The 18,482-nt window shown below is 43.6% G+C and carries 20 protein-coding genes and 1 pseudogene; 9 read left to right on the top strand and 12 right to left on the bottom strand.

Annotation, left to right across the window (positions count from 1 at the left end; translation table 11 throughout):
- Nucleotides 1–167: 167 nt before the first annotated feature.
- Genes waaA through coaD form a run of 3 tightly spaced genes read left to right on the top strand, consistent with a single transcriptional unit; the run spans nt 168 to nt 2,701 of the window.
- Entirely contained in the window at nt 168–1,445 is a 1,278-nt protein-coding gene (waaA, locus tag C5471_RS07735) for a lipid IV(A) 3-deoxy-D-manno-octulosonic acid transferase (protein WP_133814058.1), read from the top strand.
- Complete coding sequence (locus C5471_RS07740; protein WP_133814059.1) at nt 1,446–2,219, top strand: glycosyltransferase family 2 protein; 774 nt, start codon at nt 1,446–1,448, stop codon at nt 2,217–2,219.
- A complete protein-coding gene (coaD, locus tag C5471_RS07745) occupies nt 2,219–2,701 on the top strand; it encodes a pantetheine-phosphate adenylyltransferase (RefSeq protein WP_133814060.1) in 483 nt (160 codons plus the stop codon). Before C5471_RS07740 ends, coaD begins: the two co-directional genes overlap by 1 nt.
- A 75-nt stretch (nt 2,702–2,776) precedes the next feature.
- Here the strand turns inward: coaD and mutM are convergent, their stop codons facing one another.
- On the bottom strand, nt 2,777–3,586 hold the full coding sequence (gene mutM / locus C5471_RS07750) for a bifunctional DNA-formamidopyrimidine glycosylase/DNA-(apurinic or apyrimidinic site) lyase (protein ID WP_133814061.1): 810 nt from the start codon (nt 3,584–3,586) through the stop codon (nt 2,777–2,779).
- A gap of 121 nt (nt 3,587–3,707) precedes the next feature.
- Between mutM and rfaL the strand changes: the two genes are divergently transcribed.
- Nucleotides 3,708–4,922 carry an O-antigen ligase RfaL gene (gene rfaL / locus C5471_RS07755; RefSeq protein ID WP_242688615.1) on the top strand — a complete coding sequence of 405 codons (1,215 nt, stop codon included), beginning with the start codon at nt 3,708–3,710 and terminating at the stop codon, nt 4,920–4,922.
- 57 nt (nt 4,923–4,979) lie between these two features.
- On the opposite strand, the gene C5471_RS07760 is transcribed toward rfaL, so the two are convergent.
- The 7 genes from C5471_RS07760 to radC all read right to left on the bottom strand — a co-directional run bounded on the left by C5471_RS07760 (nt 4,980) and on the right by radC (nt 11,091).
- The gene (locus tag C5471_RS07760) at nt 4,980–6,155 is read right to left on the bottom strand and encodes a glycosyltransferase (protein WP_133814063.1); all 1,176 of its coding nucleotides are present in this window, start codon (nt 6,153–6,155) and stop codon (nt 4,980–4,982) included.
- A complete protein-coding gene (locus tag C5471_RS07765; protein ID WP_133814064.1) occupies nt 6,136–7,254 on the bottom strand; it encodes a glycosyltransferase family 4 protein in 1,119 nt (372 codons plus the stop codon). Before C5471_RS07765 ends, C5471_RS07760 begins: the two co-directional genes overlap by 20 nt.
- Nucleotides 7,255–7,261: 7 nt before the next feature.
- Entirely contained in the window at nt 7,262–8,260 is a 999-nt protein-coding gene (locus C5471_RS07770) for a glycosyltransferase family 9 protein (protein ID WP_133814065.1), read from the bottom strand.
- A gap of 186 nt (nt 8,261–8,446) precedes the next feature.
- On the bottom strand, nt 8,447–9,568 hold the full coding sequence (locus C5471_RS07775) for a glycosyltransferase family 4 protein (RefSeq protein WP_133814066.1): 1,122 nt from the start codon (nt 9,566–9,568) through the stop codon (nt 8,447–8,449).
- A gap of 175 nt (nt 9,569–9,743) precedes the next feature.
- Nucleotides 9,744–9,911, bottom strand: a complete 168-nt coding sequence (gene rpmG, locus C5471_RS07780) for a 50S ribosomal protein L33 (RefSeq protein ID WP_010847629.1) — start codon at nt 9,909–9,911, stop codon at nt 9,744–9,746.
- 11 nt (nt 9,912–9,922) lie between these two features.
- On the bottom strand, nt 9,923–10,159 hold the full coding sequence (gene rpmB, locus C5471_RS07785) for a 50S ribosomal protein L28 (protein WP_004265123.1): 237 nt from the start codon (nt 10,157–10,159) through the stop codon (nt 9,923–9,925).
- 239 nt (nt 10,160–10,398) lie between these two features.
- Complete coding sequence (gene radC, locus C5471_RS07795; RefSeq protein WP_133814067.1) at nt 10,399–11,091, bottom strand: RadC family protein; 693 nt, start codon at nt 11,089–11,091, stop codon at nt 10,399–10,401.
- A gap of 197 nt (nt 11,092–11,288) precedes the next feature.
- Here radC and coaBC point away from each other — a divergent pair, with 197 nt between their 5' ends.
- From coaBC to slmA, 3 genes and pseudogenes are all read left to right on the top strand, one after another.
- A complete protein-coding gene (gene coaBC / locus C5471_RS07800; RefSeq protein WP_133814068.1) occupies nt 11,289–12,506 on the top strand; it encodes a bifunctional phosphopantothenoylcysteine decarboxylase/phosphopantothenate--cysteine ligase CoaBC in 1,218 nt (405 codons plus the stop codon).
- Nucleotides 12,484–12,942 (top strand): dUTP diphosphatase, encoded by a 459-nt coding sequence (gene dut, locus C5471_RS07805; protein WP_166295760.1) that lies wholly within the window; start codon nt 12,484–12,486, stop codon nt 12,940–12,942. Before coaBC ends, dut begins: the two co-directional genes overlap by 23 nt.
- 116 nt (nt 12,943–13,058) lie before the next feature.
- A pseudogene (gene slmA, locus C5471_RS07810) lies at nt 13,059–13,657 on the top strand (nucleoid occlusion factor SlmA).
- Between the two features lie 59 nt (nt 13,658–13,716).
- On the opposite strand, the gene pyrE reads toward slmA, so the two are convergent.
- Together pyrE and rph are read right to left on the bottom strand one after the other, a co-directional pair.
- Nucleotides 13,717–14,358, bottom strand: coding sequence for an orotate phosphoribosyltransferase (gene pyrE, locus C5471_RS07815; protein ID WP_133814070.1), 642 nt, complete (start codon nt 14,356–14,358; stop codon nt 13,717–13,719).
- An 83-nt stretch (nt 14,359–14,441) separates the two neighbouring features.
- Nucleotides 14,442–15,158: a ribonuclease PH gene (rph, locus tag C5471_RS07820; protein WP_133814071.1), complete on the bottom strand. Its 717-nt coding sequence runs from the start codon at nt 15,156–15,158 to the stop codon at nt 14,442–14,444.
- A 125-nt stretch (nt 15,159–15,283) separates the two neighbouring features.
- On the opposite strand from rph, the gene C5471_RS07825 reads away from it, so the two are divergent.
- Nucleotides 15,284–16,147, top strand: coding sequence for a YicC/YloC family endoribonuclease (locus C5471_RS07825; RefSeq protein WP_133814072.1), 864 nt, complete (start codon nt 15,284–15,286; stop codon nt 16,145–16,147).
- Nucleotides 16,148–16,233: 86 nt separating this feature from the next.
- Here C5471_RS07825 and C5471_RS07830 read toward each other — a convergent pair whose 3' ends face one another.
- Nucleotides 16,234–16,509, bottom strand: a complete 276-nt coding sequence (locus C5471_RS07830) for a hypothetical protein (RefSeq protein ID WP_207627250.1) — start codon at nt 16,507–16,509, stop codon at nt 16,234–16,236.
- A 231-nt stretch (nt 16,510–16,740) separates the two neighbouring features.
- On the opposite strand from C5471_RS07830, the gene C5471_RS07835 reads away from it, so the two are divergent.
- Nucleotides 16,741–16,968 carry a hypothetical protein gene (locus tag C5471_RS07835; protein WP_133814073.1) on the top strand — a complete coding sequence of 76 codons (228 nt, stop codon included), beginning with the start codon at nt 16,741–16,743 and terminating at the stop codon, nt 16,966–16,968.
- On the opposite strand, the gene C5471_RS07840 is transcribed toward C5471_RS07835, so the two are convergent.
- Nucleotides 16,965–18,410, bottom strand: a complete 1,446-nt coding sequence (locus C5471_RS07840) for an MFS transporter (protein ID WP_133814074.1) — start codon at nt 18,408–18,410, stop codon at nt 16,965–16,967. The two genes, C5471_RS07835 and C5471_RS07840, sit on opposite strands and share 4 nt — an antisense overlap.
- Nucleotides 18,411–18,482: the final 72 nt, after the last annotated feature.

Genomic DNA, 18,482 nt, shown 5'->3' on the forward strand with positions numbered 1-18,482 from the left:
AAGAAACCCCCTGCTACTTTTATATATAATAGAAGCACAATTTTACCCAAAAAACCTAATTTACCGTTCTTATTCTGTTCAGATTCTAGAAGCCATACGCATTTTCATACTTTCTTTGAAGCAGTGTGATACTATTGACGCTAATTTATATAAATGAATTTGATAGAATGTTACTGCGTTTATATCAGGTACTTCTCTACCTTATCCAACCTCTGATTTGGTTGCGTTTATTACTTCGCAGCCGCAAGGCTCCTGCTTACCGTAAACGTTGGGGTGAACGTTATGGTTTCTGTGCCGGTAAAGTTGCCGCTGGCGGCATTCTGCTTCACTCAGTGTCCGTCGGTGAGACATTGGCGGCAATCCCTTTAGTTAGAGCTTTACGCCATCATTACCCTTTTTTACCGATTACGGTGACGACGATGACACCAACGGGTTCAGAAAGGGTACTCTCCGCGTTGGGAAATGATGTCAATCACGTCTATTTGCCATACGATCTTCCCGGCTCCATGGAGCGTTTTCTCAATCAAGTTAATCCAAAGTTAGTCATCATTATGGAAACAGAACTTTGGCCTAATCTGATTTTTCAACTCCATCGACGTAACATTCCTCTGGTTATTGCTAATGCCCGTTTATCTGTACGTTCAGCGGCGGGATACCAGAAAATAGGCAATTTCGTAAAAATAATTTTACAAAAAATTACCCTGATTGCGGCTCAGAATCAGGAAGATAGCGAACGTTTTATTGAACTGGGTTTGAAACGCTCTCAACTGGCTGTCACCGGTAGTTTGAAATTCGATATCTCAGTAACACCTGAATTGGCAGCTAAAGCCGTGACATTACGACGCCAATGGGCTGCTCGCCGTCCTGTCTGGATAGCAACCAGTACTCATGATGGAGAAGAGAGCATTATTCTGGATGCTCATTGCAAGTTACTAAAACAATGTCCAAATCTGCTGCTGATCCTGGTGCCACGCCATCCTGAACGTTTTGCTAAAGCTGAAGAATTAACAAAGAAAGCCGGGCTAAGTTATATTCTTCGCAGCTCCGATAAAATTCCTGACGCTAATATTCAGGTTGTTATCGGCGATACGATGGGTGAGCTGATGCTGCTCTATGGTATTGCCGATCTGGCTTTTGTTGGTGGCAGCCTGGTTGAACGCGGTGGGCATAATCCACTGGAAGCCGCAGCTCATGCCATTCCCGTGTTGATGGGCCCACATACCTTTAACTTTAAAGATATCTGCGCCAAACTGGATCAGGCTAATGGTCTGATTACCGTTACGGATAGTCAGACTTTATTTAATGAAATCAAAAGCTTGCTGACTGATGAAGATTATCGTCTGTACTATGGCCGCCACGCAGCAGAAGTGTTACATGAAAATCAGGGAGCGCTTCAACGTCTGCTTAAATTACTGGCACCCTATCTCCCGCCTCGGAGCCACTAAATGAATGAGAGAAAGCGCCTTTCCGTTGTCATGATTGCCAAGAACTCAGCAGATTTGATAGCAGATTGCCTGGCCTCAGTCAGTTGGGCTGATGAGATCATTGTGCTTGATTCCGGCAGTTCAGACGATACCTGCCAGATAGCACAGGCAATGGGGGCAAAAGTATTCTCTAATATTCACTGGCCGGGGTTTGGTCGTCAGCGTCAACTGGCTCAACAATATGCTTCTGGCGATTATATTTTTATGATTGATACCGATGAGCGTGTGACGCCAGAACTGAGAGTATCCATAGAGCAGGTTCTGGCACATACTGATGACAATAAGGTCTATAGTTGCGCCCGCCGGAATCTGTTTCTTGGCCGTTTTATGCAACACAGCGGCTGGTACCCGGATCGGGTTATTCGCCTCTACACCCGCAATCGTTATCAATACAATGATAATCAGGTTCATGAATCCCTTGAAACTCATGGAGTTCCGGTTGTTATTTTGCAAGGGGATTTACTCCATCTTACTTGCCGTAATCTGATGGAGTTTCAGACAAAACAACTGAATTACGCTAAAGCATGGGCAAAACAGCGTCATGAACAAGGTAAACAGTGCAGTTATTTTTCGATTTTCAGTCATACTTTTGGCGCTTTTTTTAAAACTTGGCTGTTGCGTGCTGGTTTTCTTGATGGTAAACAGGGATTAGTACTGGCTATCGTTAACGCTCAATATACGTTTAATAAGTATGTCGCGTTGTGGGAAAAGAGATTGAAAAAGGGTAAAAATTGATGACAACCAAAGCTATTTATCCAGGAACGTTTGATCCTGTTACCTACGGGCATATTGATATCGTTACCCGCGCTGCAAATATGTTTGACCATGTTTTATTTGCTATCGCCAATAGTGCCAGAAAGAACCCAATGTTTACTCTGGATGAGCGCGTTACCCTGACGAAAGAGGTGACCTCACATCTGGACAATGTAGAAGTAGTCGGTTTTTGTGAATTGATGGCTAATTTCGCCAAAAAACAACAAGTCAATGTTCTTATTCGGGGTCTTCGTTCAGTATCTGATTTTGAGTATGAATGGCAGCTCGCCAATATGAACCACCACTTTATGCCTGAATTAGAAAGTGTCTTTTTACTGCCATCACAAAATCTCTCGTTTGTATCTTCATCCTTGATTAAAGATGTTGCCCGCCACGATGGCGATATTTCATCATTCCTGCCAGAACCTGTTGCACAAGCCATACTAAAAAAACTCGGTAAGTAATTTACTGAGCTTACTGGGAGCGCGCGCAGTAGGATCTCTCCCCATGCTACGCCTCCCCCAAGTCTCCGGTAGCAACTAAAACTGACAGCGACGACAAAAGAAAGTACTGCGCTGCCCAAGTTTAATACTTTCTATTTTCTCACCACAAATCCGGCATGATTCTCCTGCTCTGCCATAAACAAACAGTTCCTGAGCAAAATACCCCGGTTTACCATCAGATTGCAGGAAATCCCTGAGTGTTGTCCCCCCCTGCTCAATAGATCGTTGCAAGACCTTTTTAATCGTTTCTGCTAGTAAATTTGCCTCACGTTCAGTTAATGTATGTGCCGGACGATCAGGCCGGATATGAGCAGTAAACAACGCTTCATTCGCATAGATATTACCGACACCGACAACCAGTTTATTATCCATTAACCAGGGCTTAATTAATGTTTTTTTACTACTTGAGCGGGTGTAGAGATAAGCACCGTTAAAATCATTAGAAAGTGGTTCAGGCCCCAAATGCGTTAATACTGAGCACTGATTGAGATCATCACTCCATAGCCACGCCCCAAATCGCCTTGGGTCGGTATAACGCAAAACCTTGCCGTCTGCCATGACTAAATCCACATGATCGTGTTTCTCCGCAGGGCGTTCTTCCAACAGGATCCGCAAACTACCCGACATGCCCAAATGGACAATAATCCAACCATCTGCCAATTCAATCAGCAAATATTTGGCCCGGCGTTGAACACTGAGCACAAGCTGATCACTCAGCTTCATAATTTCTTCCGCTACCGGCCAGCGTAGCCTCCCATTCCGGACTACCGCATGTTGGATCACGTTTCCTACCAGATGTGGTTCTATTCCTCTCCGGCTGGTTTCTACCTCTGGTAGTTCTGGCATGATAATAACTCCTGTATTATGTCTGTTTGTTTCAACTCTATTGCATCTCAGCAGATTAAGATAATCTTTTCATGTATCATTTCCAACCAAGTTCAACAGAAATGAAAACAGATGGATGAATATGTTTACTCTTAAAAATTGTAATAAAAAATCATTATGGAATTTATCCCTTATTGGGATTTATATCATTCTTGTTTATCTACCTGATATAACAAGATATAAAAATATGATTATTATCCTGATTGGCATTACTGCGCTGACCTATCTGGTAACAGATTTTCGTCAGGTAATGCACGCTATGCGTAATTCGCTATTCCTATCCGTTCTGTTATTCATCTTGGCAATGTTCTATTCAGTCGTGATTTCAGTCGATCCCACATTGAGTTTTCAAGAGATGAATAAACCTATTCTAAATGGATTGCTGCTGTTCAGTTTTACTTTTCCGGTTGTATTGTACAAAGAGAATAAAGAAAGCATTGCCAAGATGATTCTGTTCTCATTCGCCATTGGAATGCTGGCAATATGTCTGACTGATATCGGTAGATACATTATTAACTACAATCGGGGTGAAATGCCTTTCACTGGCTATAGCCACCGGGAATTTTCTTATGGTTTTATTTTCTATTTCCCAATATTACTTTGCACCTGGGCATTGTGGAAAAAACATACCTTAGTTAGCTGGCTGATATTGGCTATCGCTTCGGCTATCAGCCTGTTTCTGTTGTTAGGTACCTTAACCCGTGGTGCCTGGGTAGCTGCTGTTGTTATAACGATCTTTATCATCATTATTAACCGGGAATGGAAACTAGTCATAGCAGCAAGTTTAAGCCTTAGTCTCTTAGTTGGAGTTACCCACTTCACTATGACACATAATGCAGATAATAAATTACTATTTAAGCTTACCCAAACAGATAGCAGCTACCGCTATACCAATGGAACTCAAGGAGCTGCTTTTAACCTGATTTTAGAAAATCCAGTCAAAGGTTATGGCTATGGCAATAAAGTCTACCATAAGGTCTACAACGAACGAGTTGCTGACTATCCAAACTGGATATTTCGCACGTCTATCGGCCCTCATAATATCTTTCTGGCACTGTGGTTTGCTGGTGGAATAATCGGCCTGATCACAACATTGTTGATGACCGTTTCAGCGCTGTACACCGGTAGTCATATTATTGGTCATAATGGCGGAATAGTAAGGCAGGCAGGAATTATTCTGCTGACTGGGTTTATCGGACTATTTATTGTCCGTGGTGCCTTTGAAAATACCTATATCAATGAAATAGGTATTTTATTTGGCTTGATGATTGCGCTGTATAAAAAGAAAAGTGACTAGCAAAATATCTCAGCCATATCATCAGTGGCTGTATATAGCCTATCTCTACACCGATTATTATGCAGAAATATCCTTTGATATCGTCTGCATAATAAGCTTGGCCCGTTTATCCCAGTTAAGACGCTCTGTTACCAGCATTTTTGCATAACCGACTTGTGCTTTAACCCTCCCTGCATTGTCTCTCAATAACTGGATTTGTTGAGCAAAACTTTCCGCATTCTCACTGTCAGCAAAACTGACCGCATTTTCATCAACCACATCACGAATAGAAGGAAAATCGGAAATAACCACAGGTTTACCCATCGCCATATACTCAAATAGCTTCAGTGGTGAAGTATAGCGGCTACCAATACTGGTTTTAGTTAATGGCAACAGACAAATATCATTATCTGCAATTATCTGGAAACGCAATTTAGGCTGAATAAACCCAAGAAAATTGACTCGGTCACAAACACCAATCTGTTGAGCAATCAGCTGTAGCTGTTGAATTTGTTCTGGTTCACCACCCGCAATATTCAGTACTGCATTTTCAAGATAACTCATCGCCTTAATCGCCGTCGGAACCCCCTTCCAATGATGCAAACTACCCAGATAAAGAATCTGGGTTGGGAATTCACTCTTAGTTGATGCAAGTTTATTTGATGACATCGACTCTGCTGCCAGCATATCTACACCATCTGGCGCAACAACAATAGATGTATCGACATGATATTCACTGACAATGTCATCACGCAGTAGCGAGGTCAGAACAAAAACAATCCTGGACTGACTATAAACAAAGTGTTCGGTTTCTCTCAACTTCTGATATTTACGCTGATTTTTATTTCTACCCAAATCATGTGACTCCTTAAATGACTGGGCAAAAATCTCATGACTTTCGAAAAACAGAGGAATTTCTGGGTGTTTACATAATAGATACTTCGCAATTTTCAGATTGCGGGTAAAAACGGCATCTACCTCATTCTTTCTCAACCAGCTGGAAACCTGAAAATAGAACATCTTTTGGGTATTCAACGGAAAATACCATTTACGCCGGATATTGCGTAACGATATCAGTTTAGCTGATGATGATAATGAGCGCCCAAGTATCTCCTCTACGGTATTTTTACCTTCAGGCACAACCAGATAAACATCAGCCCCCTGACGAGCAAACGCATCAACATTTTGCAGAATTTGTAGTGATGCAACCCGATAATCAGGAACCGGGTAGGGATCAATATAGGCGATCTTCATTGTTTATTGCTTTCAGTAAACGATTGGCTGAATGTTCCCAGGTATACATTGTTTCAATCCGCTGGCGAGCTTCTTTTCCCATTCTTTGCCCTCTGTCTGGCTGAGACAATAAAAAATTAACTGCATCGGCAATAGCTGAAGCATCCCCTGGCGTGACCAAAATACCTGACTTATTCTCGTTACCGACAACTTCCGGTATGCCTCCGATATAACTGGCAATAACAGGTCTGCCACACGCCATAGCTTCCGCGATCGTTATTCCAAACGCTTCATCACCAATACTTGGGAAGATCCCCGCATCACCAGCAGCATAATATTCAGGCAATTGATCATGTCCTACAGGTGGGTGAAAAATTACCTGTTTTTCCAGTCGCAGTGCCGCAACCCGTTTTTCCAGATGTTTCAGATCTTCACCCGCTCCGATAATCAGTAACTTAACATCTTTATCTTGTAGCTGAACCATTGCATCAATCGCCACATGCATACCTTTCCAACCAACCAAACGCCCGGCAAAGGTCAGTAAAAATGTTTTATTACTGATTCCAAGATGAGTTCTGACAGCAGAGTCAGCCGGCCTGAATTTATTAATATCAACTCCGTTGTAAATAACCTTTGGGAATTGTTTAAAGTGGTGCTGAATCTGCCAGGCATTAAAATGACTGCATGCCACCCAGGCTGAAATTCGTTTACTCAGCGTTCTGTCACCCTTGAAGAAACTGGTACCGCCGCTCATATAACAAAACTTAGTACGGCTCCCTTTTGGCATCATGCGTGGCCAGAAAAAATCAAATGGCTTAGTCAGAATAATCCAGTCAAAATCTTCACTAATAACTGTATTACGGGCATGGCGGGCAAACGAGTAACGTTCAATAATACGCTGAAAACGCCGGCCGATATTAATCACGTTCTCTCTGGGAGTGAATGGAAAAGTATGAATCCGTATTGCTCTTCCATTCAGCTCTGGCCGGACATCACCCGTTCCCCCCAAAATATGGATCTCATGACCGGCATCAGTCAGCGCTTTCGCAAGTTCCCAGACTGCCGTCTGAATGCCACCGTAAGACATAGTCACAGTGACATCAACTAAACCTATTTTCATCTGTTTATTACCCTGCTGACTTGGTTGCCAATAATTTCTGAGTTGCCTGCCAGACTTGTTCAACAGATATAGCAGACATCGGATCTTCACGTGTGGCTTGCATATAATGAACAGGATGCTCAATAACTACCAAATGTGCATGTTGTTGAGGTGCTAAAAAACGGCCCGGGTGAAAACTGTGATACATCGCAACCATCGGGATACCTAATGCGCCGGCTAAATGTGTCGGCCCAGTATCAACACCAATGTACAAATCAAGTTTACTCATCATTGCCGCATTCTGTCGCATTGTCAGTCTCCCTACCAACGAAGTACATTTTTCAGCCCCGAGTCTTTCTGCCAGTGATTGAGCAGCAATTTCACCATCCGTGCTGCCTAATAACATAATATGCGAATGCGGATAACCGCGATAAATGCATTGCGCTAATTTATAAAAATGTTCAACCGGCCAGTCACGATAAGCTTTTGCCGGGAAGCTTTGTAACTGAAAACCAATCAGGAGCTTATTATCCAAATGATGCTGCCGCATAAAACCATCAGCAAAATGGAGTTCCTCTTCGCTAACACAATAATTCAACCGCCAATCACTCACCTCAACATCTATCGCATTAGCCAGCATCGCTCGTTCTTGTTGAGCTGGTATCAATATTTCTGGCTTTTTCACTGCCATCCAACCCGATTGCAACGAAGATTCATCTGAAAATGAAACTGTTAAGCCTGATTTGCGTTTTGCATATTGTAATAGCGTTTTATCGTCGCTATATACTAAAGCCAAATCATAATGTTTACCGGTAAACCAACCACACCATTTTGCCTTGCCTTTTGAAAAAGCAGTCAATTTATTGATACCACTTATATTTTCAAGGATCTGTTTGGTTCTTTTATGCGCCATAACATCAATATTCGCACCAGGCCACTTCTGTTTTAAAGCACGAAGAACCGGTGTCACCAGTAAGGTATCACCGAAACGTGCTATGACAATGACCAGAATATTTTTGATTTGCATAAGACAATTATCTGATTAATCTGCTATAAAATTCAACAAAATATACAACAAAGCTTTTTTGTATGCTATCGTTCGGGGCAGGATAATTAAACTACAATCAACTTTATAGCCATTTAATATCAACAAATTACTTTTCGTCCAGAACCATAAATCAAAGGATAGCACCGAGAATAATCTTAACGAATGTTAATGCTTTTTACCTTTAATGCTGTGAAAAAAGATCTTTTCCATTTTATCTAGCATATTATCCACTCCAAATAAAGCAATTGCTCGCTCTAATGAAGAATGACTGAATTGCAAGCGCAGTTCATTATTATGAATCAACAACTCTAAACTTTCTGTCAATAGCTCTGCGTTTCTGGGTTCCACGATATAACCCGTTTCACCATCAACTACTGCTTCGGTAATCGCGCCAACCGAGGTTGATACAACAGGTATCCCACACGCCATTGCCTGCATAATCCCTTGTGGCACGCCTTCATTACCAAAAGAAGGTAATGCAAATAAATCCATCGCATTCAGGCAATCAGGAACATCCTGACGGTTACCTAAAAAAATGACACTATCCGACAAACCTTCCCGCTTCACCAACGGTTCCAGTGATTTACGTTGTGGACCATCACCAACAAACAGAAGCTGCCAGTCAGGATATTTCTGGTGCAGAACTTTCCAACTTTCTAACAGATAACGATGCCCTTTCCAGGTTCTCATCGTCGCAACAACACCTAATGTCGGTTTATCCTGAATACCAATCCGCTGACGGCAAACTTGCTTATCTTCCGGTCGGAAACGATCTAAATTGATACCGGTGGGTACTGATGTCATATGTTGTAATGGATAACGATTATTAGCATGCAAATGCTGACGTAGTTTTTCACCTGTCGTCGCAATATGCCGGCACGCTTTCAGATACAACCAGCGGGTTGTCATTGAATTAGAAACCTGGGTTGAGACATGCCGGGTTCTGACCATCGGCGGCATATGCCTCAACGTTGTACAAGCCAAAGCAATCAACCATGAATCTGTCGAGCTGTGTGTATTAATAATGTCAAACTGACGACCTTCTTTTTTCAACCAGTGACGCATAGCAAGGAAGCTGGACCGCCGTTTTTTCTCAATAGGCAAAGCTACAACTGGCACACCATAAGATTTTGCTTCACGGTAGATGTTAGAATTTGGACAGCAAACAATAACCACCTTGTGCCCACGTTTTATCATTCCCTGGGATTCCGTCAGAATACGAATTTCCTGACCTCCCCAACCACAAGAAGATTCTGTATGTAAAATATTTAGTTTTTCTTTAGCCATTTCGGCTCCATATCCAACCTGCCGGAAGACGTTAGTATAGCGAAACAGCATTTTACGTCTATGAATAACCGGATATATATGAAACGTTGAGAAGAATGAGTGAATATCGACTATAAAACCTATAGGCAACAAAAAACCCGGCCTAAGCCGGGTTTTTTTATCAAATCAGCCAAAATTATTTAATCTTAGCTTCTTTGTACATTACATGCTGACGAACAACTGGATCAAACTTTTTCATTTCCAGTTTCTCAGGCATAGTGCGCTTGTTCTTCGTAGTGGTATAAAAGTGACCAGTACCAGCTGAAGAAACTAGCTTGATTTTATCGCGAATACCTTTAGCCATTTTTCAGCTCCTTAGTACTTCTCACCACGGGTACGAAGTTCAGCCAAAACTGCATCGATACCCTTCTTATCAATCACACGCATACCTTTAGCAGATACACGCAGAGTTACAAAGCGTTTCTCGGACTCAACCCAGAAACGGTGGGAATGCAGGTTAGGCAGAAAACGACGCTTAGTCGCATTCAATGCGTGAGAGCGGTTGTTACCACTCATCGGGCGTTTGCCAGTAACTTGGCAGACTCGGGACATGTCTATTCTCCAAAAATCAAATCAGCTCGAGCTTTGTATTGGGTATGGCCGCCTCGTCAGGCTTAGGAGCCCATCTCAGCAAATTCTACTGAAAAGACTCACATTTACTCAGAAAATGTGCTGAGATAGGCTCTTCTCGCCAAACCAAAGATCCTCAAAGGTGGCGTAGTATACGCTCTCAATCGCTGACGCTCAAGTCCCGCACAACTAAAGATCCCCAAGGAGCTTGAAAAAGTTGGCTAAATCCAGCCTCGTTCAGCAAATGAGACACAACATTGCCGGCCAATAACCAGATGATCCAGCACTTGTACACCAACCAAATTGCAGGCATCAATGACTTTGTCTGTAACAATTTTATCAGCCAAGCTAGGCTCCGCATGACCTGATGGGTGATTATGCGCCAAAATAATAGATGAGGCATTTACCTTTATCGCCGATCTGACAATTTCACGAGGATGAACTTCAACTTTATTGATTGTGCCTTTAAACATCTCCTCATGGCAGATGACTTTATTTTGATTATTGAGAAACAACACAACAAATATTTCCCTGTCACGCCCTGATAACAGGTTTTGCAAATACTCTTGAGTCACACTTGGGCTGCTCATAATATCTTCATGAACGAACTGACTGGAGAAAAAACGCTTTGCCAATTCTGCAATAGCCTGCAACTGTGCATATTTGGCTAATCCCATCCCTTTATGAGAACAGAAAGTGTCATAATCAGCAGAGAGTAAATGATACAGAGACCCAAATTCTTTCAGCAAAAATTCAGCCATCTGCAAAACCGGAAGCCCTCTGGTCCCGGTACGCAGAAAAATAGCCAGTAGCTCCGTATCTGTTAAAGAAACTGAACCATATGCCAGCAATTTTTCTCTGGGAGCTAAATTTGAATATATTTCTTCTGTATTTTCAGCAATGCCAACTTCCATATATTCATCTCCCTGCCCTGTTGCATCTGATACAAACAGTATTCCATGCCTTAAAAATAAGGACGAACATCATATTCATAAGCTGCGTAGCCGCTCGCAAACTTACCCTTTTTCACTATCAAAGTTCAGACTATCCTCAACTCTGTAATCTCTTGTGATAAAATCCAGAACCCTTGCAACTCAATATTCGGACAATCATGATGTCAGGACTTTCCGGCAAACAAATTGTGCTTGGTATTAGCGGAGGGATCGCCGCTTACAAAACTCCCGAACTGGTACGCCTCCTGCGTGATCGCGGCGCACAGGTACGTGTAGTGATGACACCGGCAGCAGAAGCGTTTATTACACCACTGACGTTGCAGGCAGTTTCCGGTTACCCCGTCTCCGACGACCTGTTAGATCCGACAGCAGAAGCTGCTATGGGACATATAGAACTTGGCAAATGGGCTGAGCTCATTATTCTCGCCCCAGCTACGGCGGATTTACTGGCTCGTCTGGTAGTTGGTATGGCAAATGATCTGGTGACAACTGTCTGTCTAGCTTCCCCGGCACCCGTTGCCGTGTTACCCGCGATGAATCAACAAATGTTTCGCGCTCAGGCAACACAACATAATCTCAAGATCCTTGAAGAACGGGGGATTCTCCTGTGGGGCCCAGACAGCGGCAATCAGGCTTGTGGTGACGTTGGCCCTGGTAGGATGTTGGATCCGATGGCGATTGTTGAACTGGCTGAACAACATTTTCAAGCAAGCCAAGACTTAGCTCACCTAAAACTTGCTATTACCGCCGGACCAACCCGTGAAGCACTAGATCCTGTCCGTTTTATTAGCAATCATAGCTCCGGCAAAATGGGGTTTGCCATCGCCCAAGCCGCAGCAGCGCGGGGTGCAGAAGTCACCCTTATCACAGGCCCCGTTAATTTACCGACCCCTCCGGGTATCAAACGAATCGACATAACCAGCGCCTTGGAAATGAATGAACAAGTACAGGCAGTAGCCGGTTCACAGGACATTTTTATTGGTTGCGCTGCGGTTGCAGATTACCGCGCTAAACAAATTGCCCCAGAAAAAATTAAAAAACAGGGTGAAGAAATTACTTTTACTCTAATTAAAAACCCTGACATTGTTGCCAATGTAGCCACAATGCAAGAAAATCGCCCTTTTGTTGTTGGATTTGCGGCTGAAACCCAGAATGTGGAAGAATACGCACGTAAAAAACTGGACCAAAAACATTTGGATCTGATTTGTGCGAATGATGTATCCCTTACTGGTCACGGCTTTAACAGTGATACTAATGCACTACATTTGTTCTGGCATGAGGGGGATATCCGCTTACCTCATAGTAATAAGTTATTACTCAGCCACTATTTATTAGATGAGATAGTCAGACGCTATGATGAAAAAAATCGACGTTAAAATCCTTGATCCACGTATCGGGCAGAAATTTCCTCTGCCAACTTACGCGACTCCCGGTTCCGCAGGTTTAGATTTGCGGGCTTGCCTCGACAACGCGGTAGAACTGGCTCCAGGACAAACTGAACTTCTTCCAACCGGGCTTGCCATTCATATTGGCGATGAGCAACTGGCAGCCGTTATTCTGCCCCGTTCAGGCCTTGGACATAAACATGGTGTCGTTCTGGGTAATCTGGTTGGTTTGATTGATTCCGATTATCAAGGTCAGCTGATGGTTTCAGTCTGGAACCGTGGTGATAAAACTTTCACTATCGAGCCAGGCGAGCGTATCGCTCAGATGGTTTTTGTACCCGTTGTTCAGACTGAATTCAATCTGGTGGAAGATTTTGAAACCAGCAAAAGAGGCAACGGTGGTTTTGGTCATTCCGGTCGCCAATAAATCTCTGTAAAACCTAATATCATTAACCAATTATCATATTCTTTGCTCAAAATACCCTTGGGCAAAGAGTTGCTGATTTGTTTGTTTTACTGTTCTTAGCAGAGGTCTTGTCAGACATGGCAGAAAACGAAAATACGAAGAAAAAAACAGGCGCGAGGAGATTTTGCAGGCCCTTGCTCATATGTTGCAATCCAGTGATGGCAGCCAGCGGATCACTACCGCTAAACTGGCCGCCAACGTAGGCGTTTCCGAAGCTGCACTGTACCGGCATTTTCCCAGTAAAACCCGGATGTTTGACAGCTTGATCGAGTTTATTGAAGACACATTAATTTCACGGATTAACCTGATTCTGCAAGACGAAAAGGACACCATTACTCGTATCCGCCTGATATTGGTTCTGATTCTGGGCTTCTCAGAAAAAAACCCAGGTCTGACTCGCATCATGACAGGCCATGCTCTGATGTTTGAACAAAATCGGCTGCAAGGGCGCATAAATCAATTATTTGAACGAATTGAAGTACAGATCCGTCAAGTTTTGAAAGAGAAAAAATTACGTGATGGACAAGGTTTCAGTTATGATGAGTCGTTATTAGCTTCTCAGTTACTGGCGTTTTGTGAAGGGATGCTATCACGCTTTGTTCGCTCAGAATTCCACTATCGTCCAACCCAGGAATTTGAAGCACGCTGGCCATTGCTATTGGCTCAGTTACAATAAGCTATTCTACTACTCACCCCGCCCGTTATTGGGCGAGGGCTTTTTTTAAAGCTTACCTGTCAGATACCGTACTGCTCACGATATGCCTTCACTGCATCCAGGTGATCTTTCATCTCTGGCTGACTATCTAAATAACTAATCAAATCATTCAGGGTAATAATGGAAAACACGTTGCAATCATAATCTCTTTCAACTTCCTGAATTGCCGAGATTTCACCCTTTCCTCGTTCCTGGCGATCAAGACAAATCATCACACCGGCAAGAGTCGCATTATGCTGCTTGATAATCTCCATGGATTCACGGATAGCAGTGCCTGCGGTAATAACATCATCAACCAGAACAACATTTCCTTTAAGTGGACTACCGACCAAAGAGCCACCTTCACCATGATCTTTAGCTTCCTTACGATTAAAACAATATGGCATATCAATATCATGGTGATCTGCCAATGCAACCGCCGTTGTTGTTGCGATTGGAATCCCCTTATAAGCAGGTCCGAACAACAAATCACACTGAATACCGCTATCCAACAATGCTGCCGCGTAAAAACGTCCGATTAACGCCAAATCACGCCCGGTATTAAACAGCCCGGCATTAAAAAAATACGGGCTTTTACGTCCTGATTTCAGGGTAAATTCCCCAAACTTCAATACCTGTTTTTTTAGCGCAAGCTCAATAAATTCGCGCTGATAGGCTTTCATTGGTGTCTATCCTCTCTCTTAGTTATGATTATCCGCCATACAACAGGCACAAAAAAGGCGACTAATAAGTCGCCTGAATCAACTTATTGTTTTAACGCATTTCTCTGCGCTTCAAAAATGTCCTCTAATCCCCCCTTGGCAAGGGACAACAAGGACAACAACTCATCATGACTAAACGGTTCGCCTTCCGCAGTACCTTGCACTTCAATCATCCGGCCATCTTCCATCATCACGACGTTCATATCAGTTTCCGCTGCTGAGTCTTCCACATATTCCAGATCGCAACGGCCTTCACCTTCCACAATACCGACAGAGACCGCAGCAACCATTGATTTCAGAGGACTTTCTTTTAGCTTACCCGCTGCAACTATTTTATCCAGCGCATCAACCAGCGCTACACAAGCACCCGTTATAGCCGCTGTACGGGTACCGCCATCAGCCTGAATCACATCACAATCCAGAGTAATGGTATATTCACCCAATTTTTTCAGATCAACAGCGGCGCGCAGCGAACGAGCGATTAAACGCTGGATTTCCATAGTACGCCCCCCCTGTTTTCCTCTGGCTGCTTCACGGGCATTTCGGGTATGAGTAGAGCGCGGCAACATGCCATATTCAGCCGTAACCCAACCTTGTCCCTGGCCTTTCAGGAAACGGGGAACTCCTTCTTCAACGGATGCATTACATAACACTTTGGTATCCCCAAACTCCACCAGAACCGAACCTTCTGCATGCTTAGTGTAATTACGGGTTATAGTGATAGGGCGCACTTGCTCTGCCGCTCTTCCTGCTGGGCGCATAGTGTTATCTCCGTTGTTAAATCATTATTGGGCGCGCATTATACGGCCTAACAGGGCTAATGCCTATCCTGCATCTACAACGAGCGTTATAATCCCTTAATCTTTTATTTGAATGAGAACGAATCATGATTCGTAGTATGACTGCTTTTGCACGGCGAGATATCAAAAATGAATGGGGCAATGCGGCTTGGGAACTGCGCTCCGTTAATCAGCGTTATTTAGAGACTTATATCCGCCTGCCAGAACAATTCAGAAGCTTGGAACCGGTGATCCGTGAACGCATTCGTTCCCGTCTGACTCGCGGAAAAGTTGAGTGCAACCTACGTTTCGAACTGGACTCACGCACTCAAGGCGAACTCATTCTAAATGAAACTTTAGCGAAACAGCTGGTCAATGCGGCGAATTGGGTTAAACAACAGAGTAATGAAGGTAAAATCAATCCTGTTGATATCCTCCGCTGGCCAGGTGTCATGGCAGCGGAAGAGCAGGATTTGGATGCTATCAGTACCCAACTGCTGGAAGAGCTGGAGAAAACACTGGATGCTTTTATTCAAAGCCGAGAAACCGAAGGTACTGCACTTAAGACCATGATTGAACAGCGTCTGGACGCTGTCACCGAAGAAGTCAGTAAAATTCGCCAGCAAATGCCTGAAATCATGCAATGGCAGCGGGAACGCCTGCAAACTAAACTGGAAGAAGCTCAGGTACAGCTCGAAAATAACCGTCTTGAACAGGAGCTGGTCCTGCTGGCTCAACGCCTTGATGTGGCGGAAGAATTAGATCGCCTCGACGCCCATGTTAAAGAAACCCACAATATCCTGAAGAAAAAAGAGGCCGTCGGCCGCCGACTGGATTTTATGATGCAGGAATTCAACCGTGAGTCTAACACTCTGGCATCCAAATCTATTAATGCCGATATCACCAATTCCGCTATTGAATTGAAGGTGCTGATTGAGCAGATGCGGGAGCAGATTCAGAATATTGAGTAATATTCCAAGCGATCTCTAGTCGTCTCACAGAGTCTTACCCGGATAAAAAAGCCATTGTAAATAATGGCTTTTTTGTTTTATATAATCTACGGATCAATACGGCCCTCTCTAATCAGATCGACCCAATTTGAAAGAGTCTTCCAAAGATCCTTACTCTGATTCGCAACGATATTACGGTTTGTAACCGAAACTTTATCTTGCTCAAGGGTTAGCAAGTCTCCTGAATGTTCTTCAACATCATCTAGTATTTCAAATCCCAGATAACTGTTGTTATCCGCTTCCAACAGACGCTGTACAAGTCGATATTCTTGGGATTTATATCCAAGCCATGATGCAATCGCACTAGTATTAGTGGTAGGCATTAGGTCTCCTCGTGCCCAGCTTCCAGAATGTAAATTACCTCCAGTGTATTGTGATATTAAATTTGGAAATCAATCAGTTGGAATTTTTTTATGATTTCGTGATCGGCATCACATAAGATATCGCATACAATAAGAATTGTTATCTTTCCAAAACATCAATCAGGTGCAAAACCAGATGTTGACTTAGTTAGACAAAAAGTTGCTGATTACAAACTCGCTGACTTTGCAAACTTGCTAGAACAACGCATTCAATCCTTACCAATTGTGATTGCCAGTAATGCGTTTATGAACGAAATGAAACGCTTTTTACCAAGCAATGTATTTGAACGCACCTTAGCAAAAGAAAAGTTCAGTAGCTACCTAATCGCGACATTAGAAAGCCAACTCAAAAAGCTCCAGCTTGCTCCCACCACTACATCACAAGTGACTCTAGCCGGGGCTTCTTATGACCCCTATTAGCAACGGCTAATCGCTTTCGTTGCAATACCTGCGCTGACAGCCCTAATCTTCGCCGATCTCCACGCAGTAAACAGCGCCAATAACGGCGCGATAGCAAATAGCAGGAACAACCAGTGTGCGGCAGAAGCGGCACCTGCCACACCACCGGGATCATTCAATCCAGAAAGGTTCACTACCATACCCGCCAATGCTGCACCAAAAGCAGTGGCAAATAACTGTACCGTTGTAATTGAAGCGCCTGCGATATCTTTATCGGCATCCGACGATACTTGTAAGATGCGAGTTAACAAATGCGGCCAGCCAAAGCCAATACCAAATCCCACCAAAGTCAGGGCAATCACAATGGGAATCATCACTTGCCAATGTCCAGCCGAGGGCTGTGATAATATCGATGACAGAATCAGCATACCTATCAGTACCAATATCGGCCCACTGACAATTGCCCGACGCATACCTGCTCCACGCCAACCCGCGCTGATTATCTCAGCGACTGTCCAGCCTGCTGCCATTGCCGCAGCCATATAACCGGAAGCCAGCGGTGACTGACCATGCAATATTTGCAGGAAATACGGGATAAATACTTCACTGGTCATGCCAATCACCAATAATGAAATCGTGGCAAACAGCACCGCATGAGGTGAACCTAAATGTAATGCACCATGAGGCAACAGACGTATCACTGCACGACGTTCATAGCAAATTAGTAATATTATCAAGACTAATGCCAGCATAATCCCTGCAAAATTCAGCTTCACACTGTCAGATACACTACCAGCAGAAACTATCAATACTGCTCCCGCTAATAAAACTAACTGCACCAATGGCAACGCTGCTTTATTCTGATCCTGAGGTTTGCCTTTTGGCAAAATTAAGTAAGTGAAAACCGCATACAACAGCATTATTGGCAGCATGATACCAAAGGCATAACGCCATGCATTTATCTCAGCAAAGATACCACCCACAGCAGGACCAACCAACGTCGCAATGCCCCACATACCGGATGTCAGTGCCATTGCCCGTGGCCAAAGCGCCTGTTCAAATACCAGATTGATCATGGCATAGGAAAGTGCAAACAGTAACCCACCACCAAAGCCCTGAACTGTCCGTCCGATAAGCATCATTTCCATCGTTGGAGCAGACGCGCACAACAAACTACCAAAGAAGAAGAATATTGCTGCAACCAGATAAGCATTACGTGCCCCCTGTGAGCTAAGCAGGCGTGCAGACAGTACCGAACCAATAATAGAAGCGACCACAAACAGCGTTGTATTCCAGGCATAAAGGTTCAAGCCACCAATGTCCTGCACAACCGAAGGTAAGATAGTGGTAGCAATTAAGATATTAATCGCATGTAACGCAACTCCCAGCGATAGAGCCAGAGCACTGGCCGCATTTTTACCGGAGAACAAATCGCTCCAGTGGCTTTCATCGGTTGTTATCACAGTCGTTATCCTGAATTAGCGTTGAGTTAATCTAAGTCTTACGTTAAATTAAACAAGAATTAGCTTGGAATA

It is taken from the genome of Photorhabdus tasmaniensis, from assembly GCF_011189505.1.
Classification (GTDB): Bacteria; Pseudomonadota; Gammaproteobacteria; order Enterobacterales; family Enterobacteriaceae; genus Photorhabdus; species Photorhabdus tasmaniensis.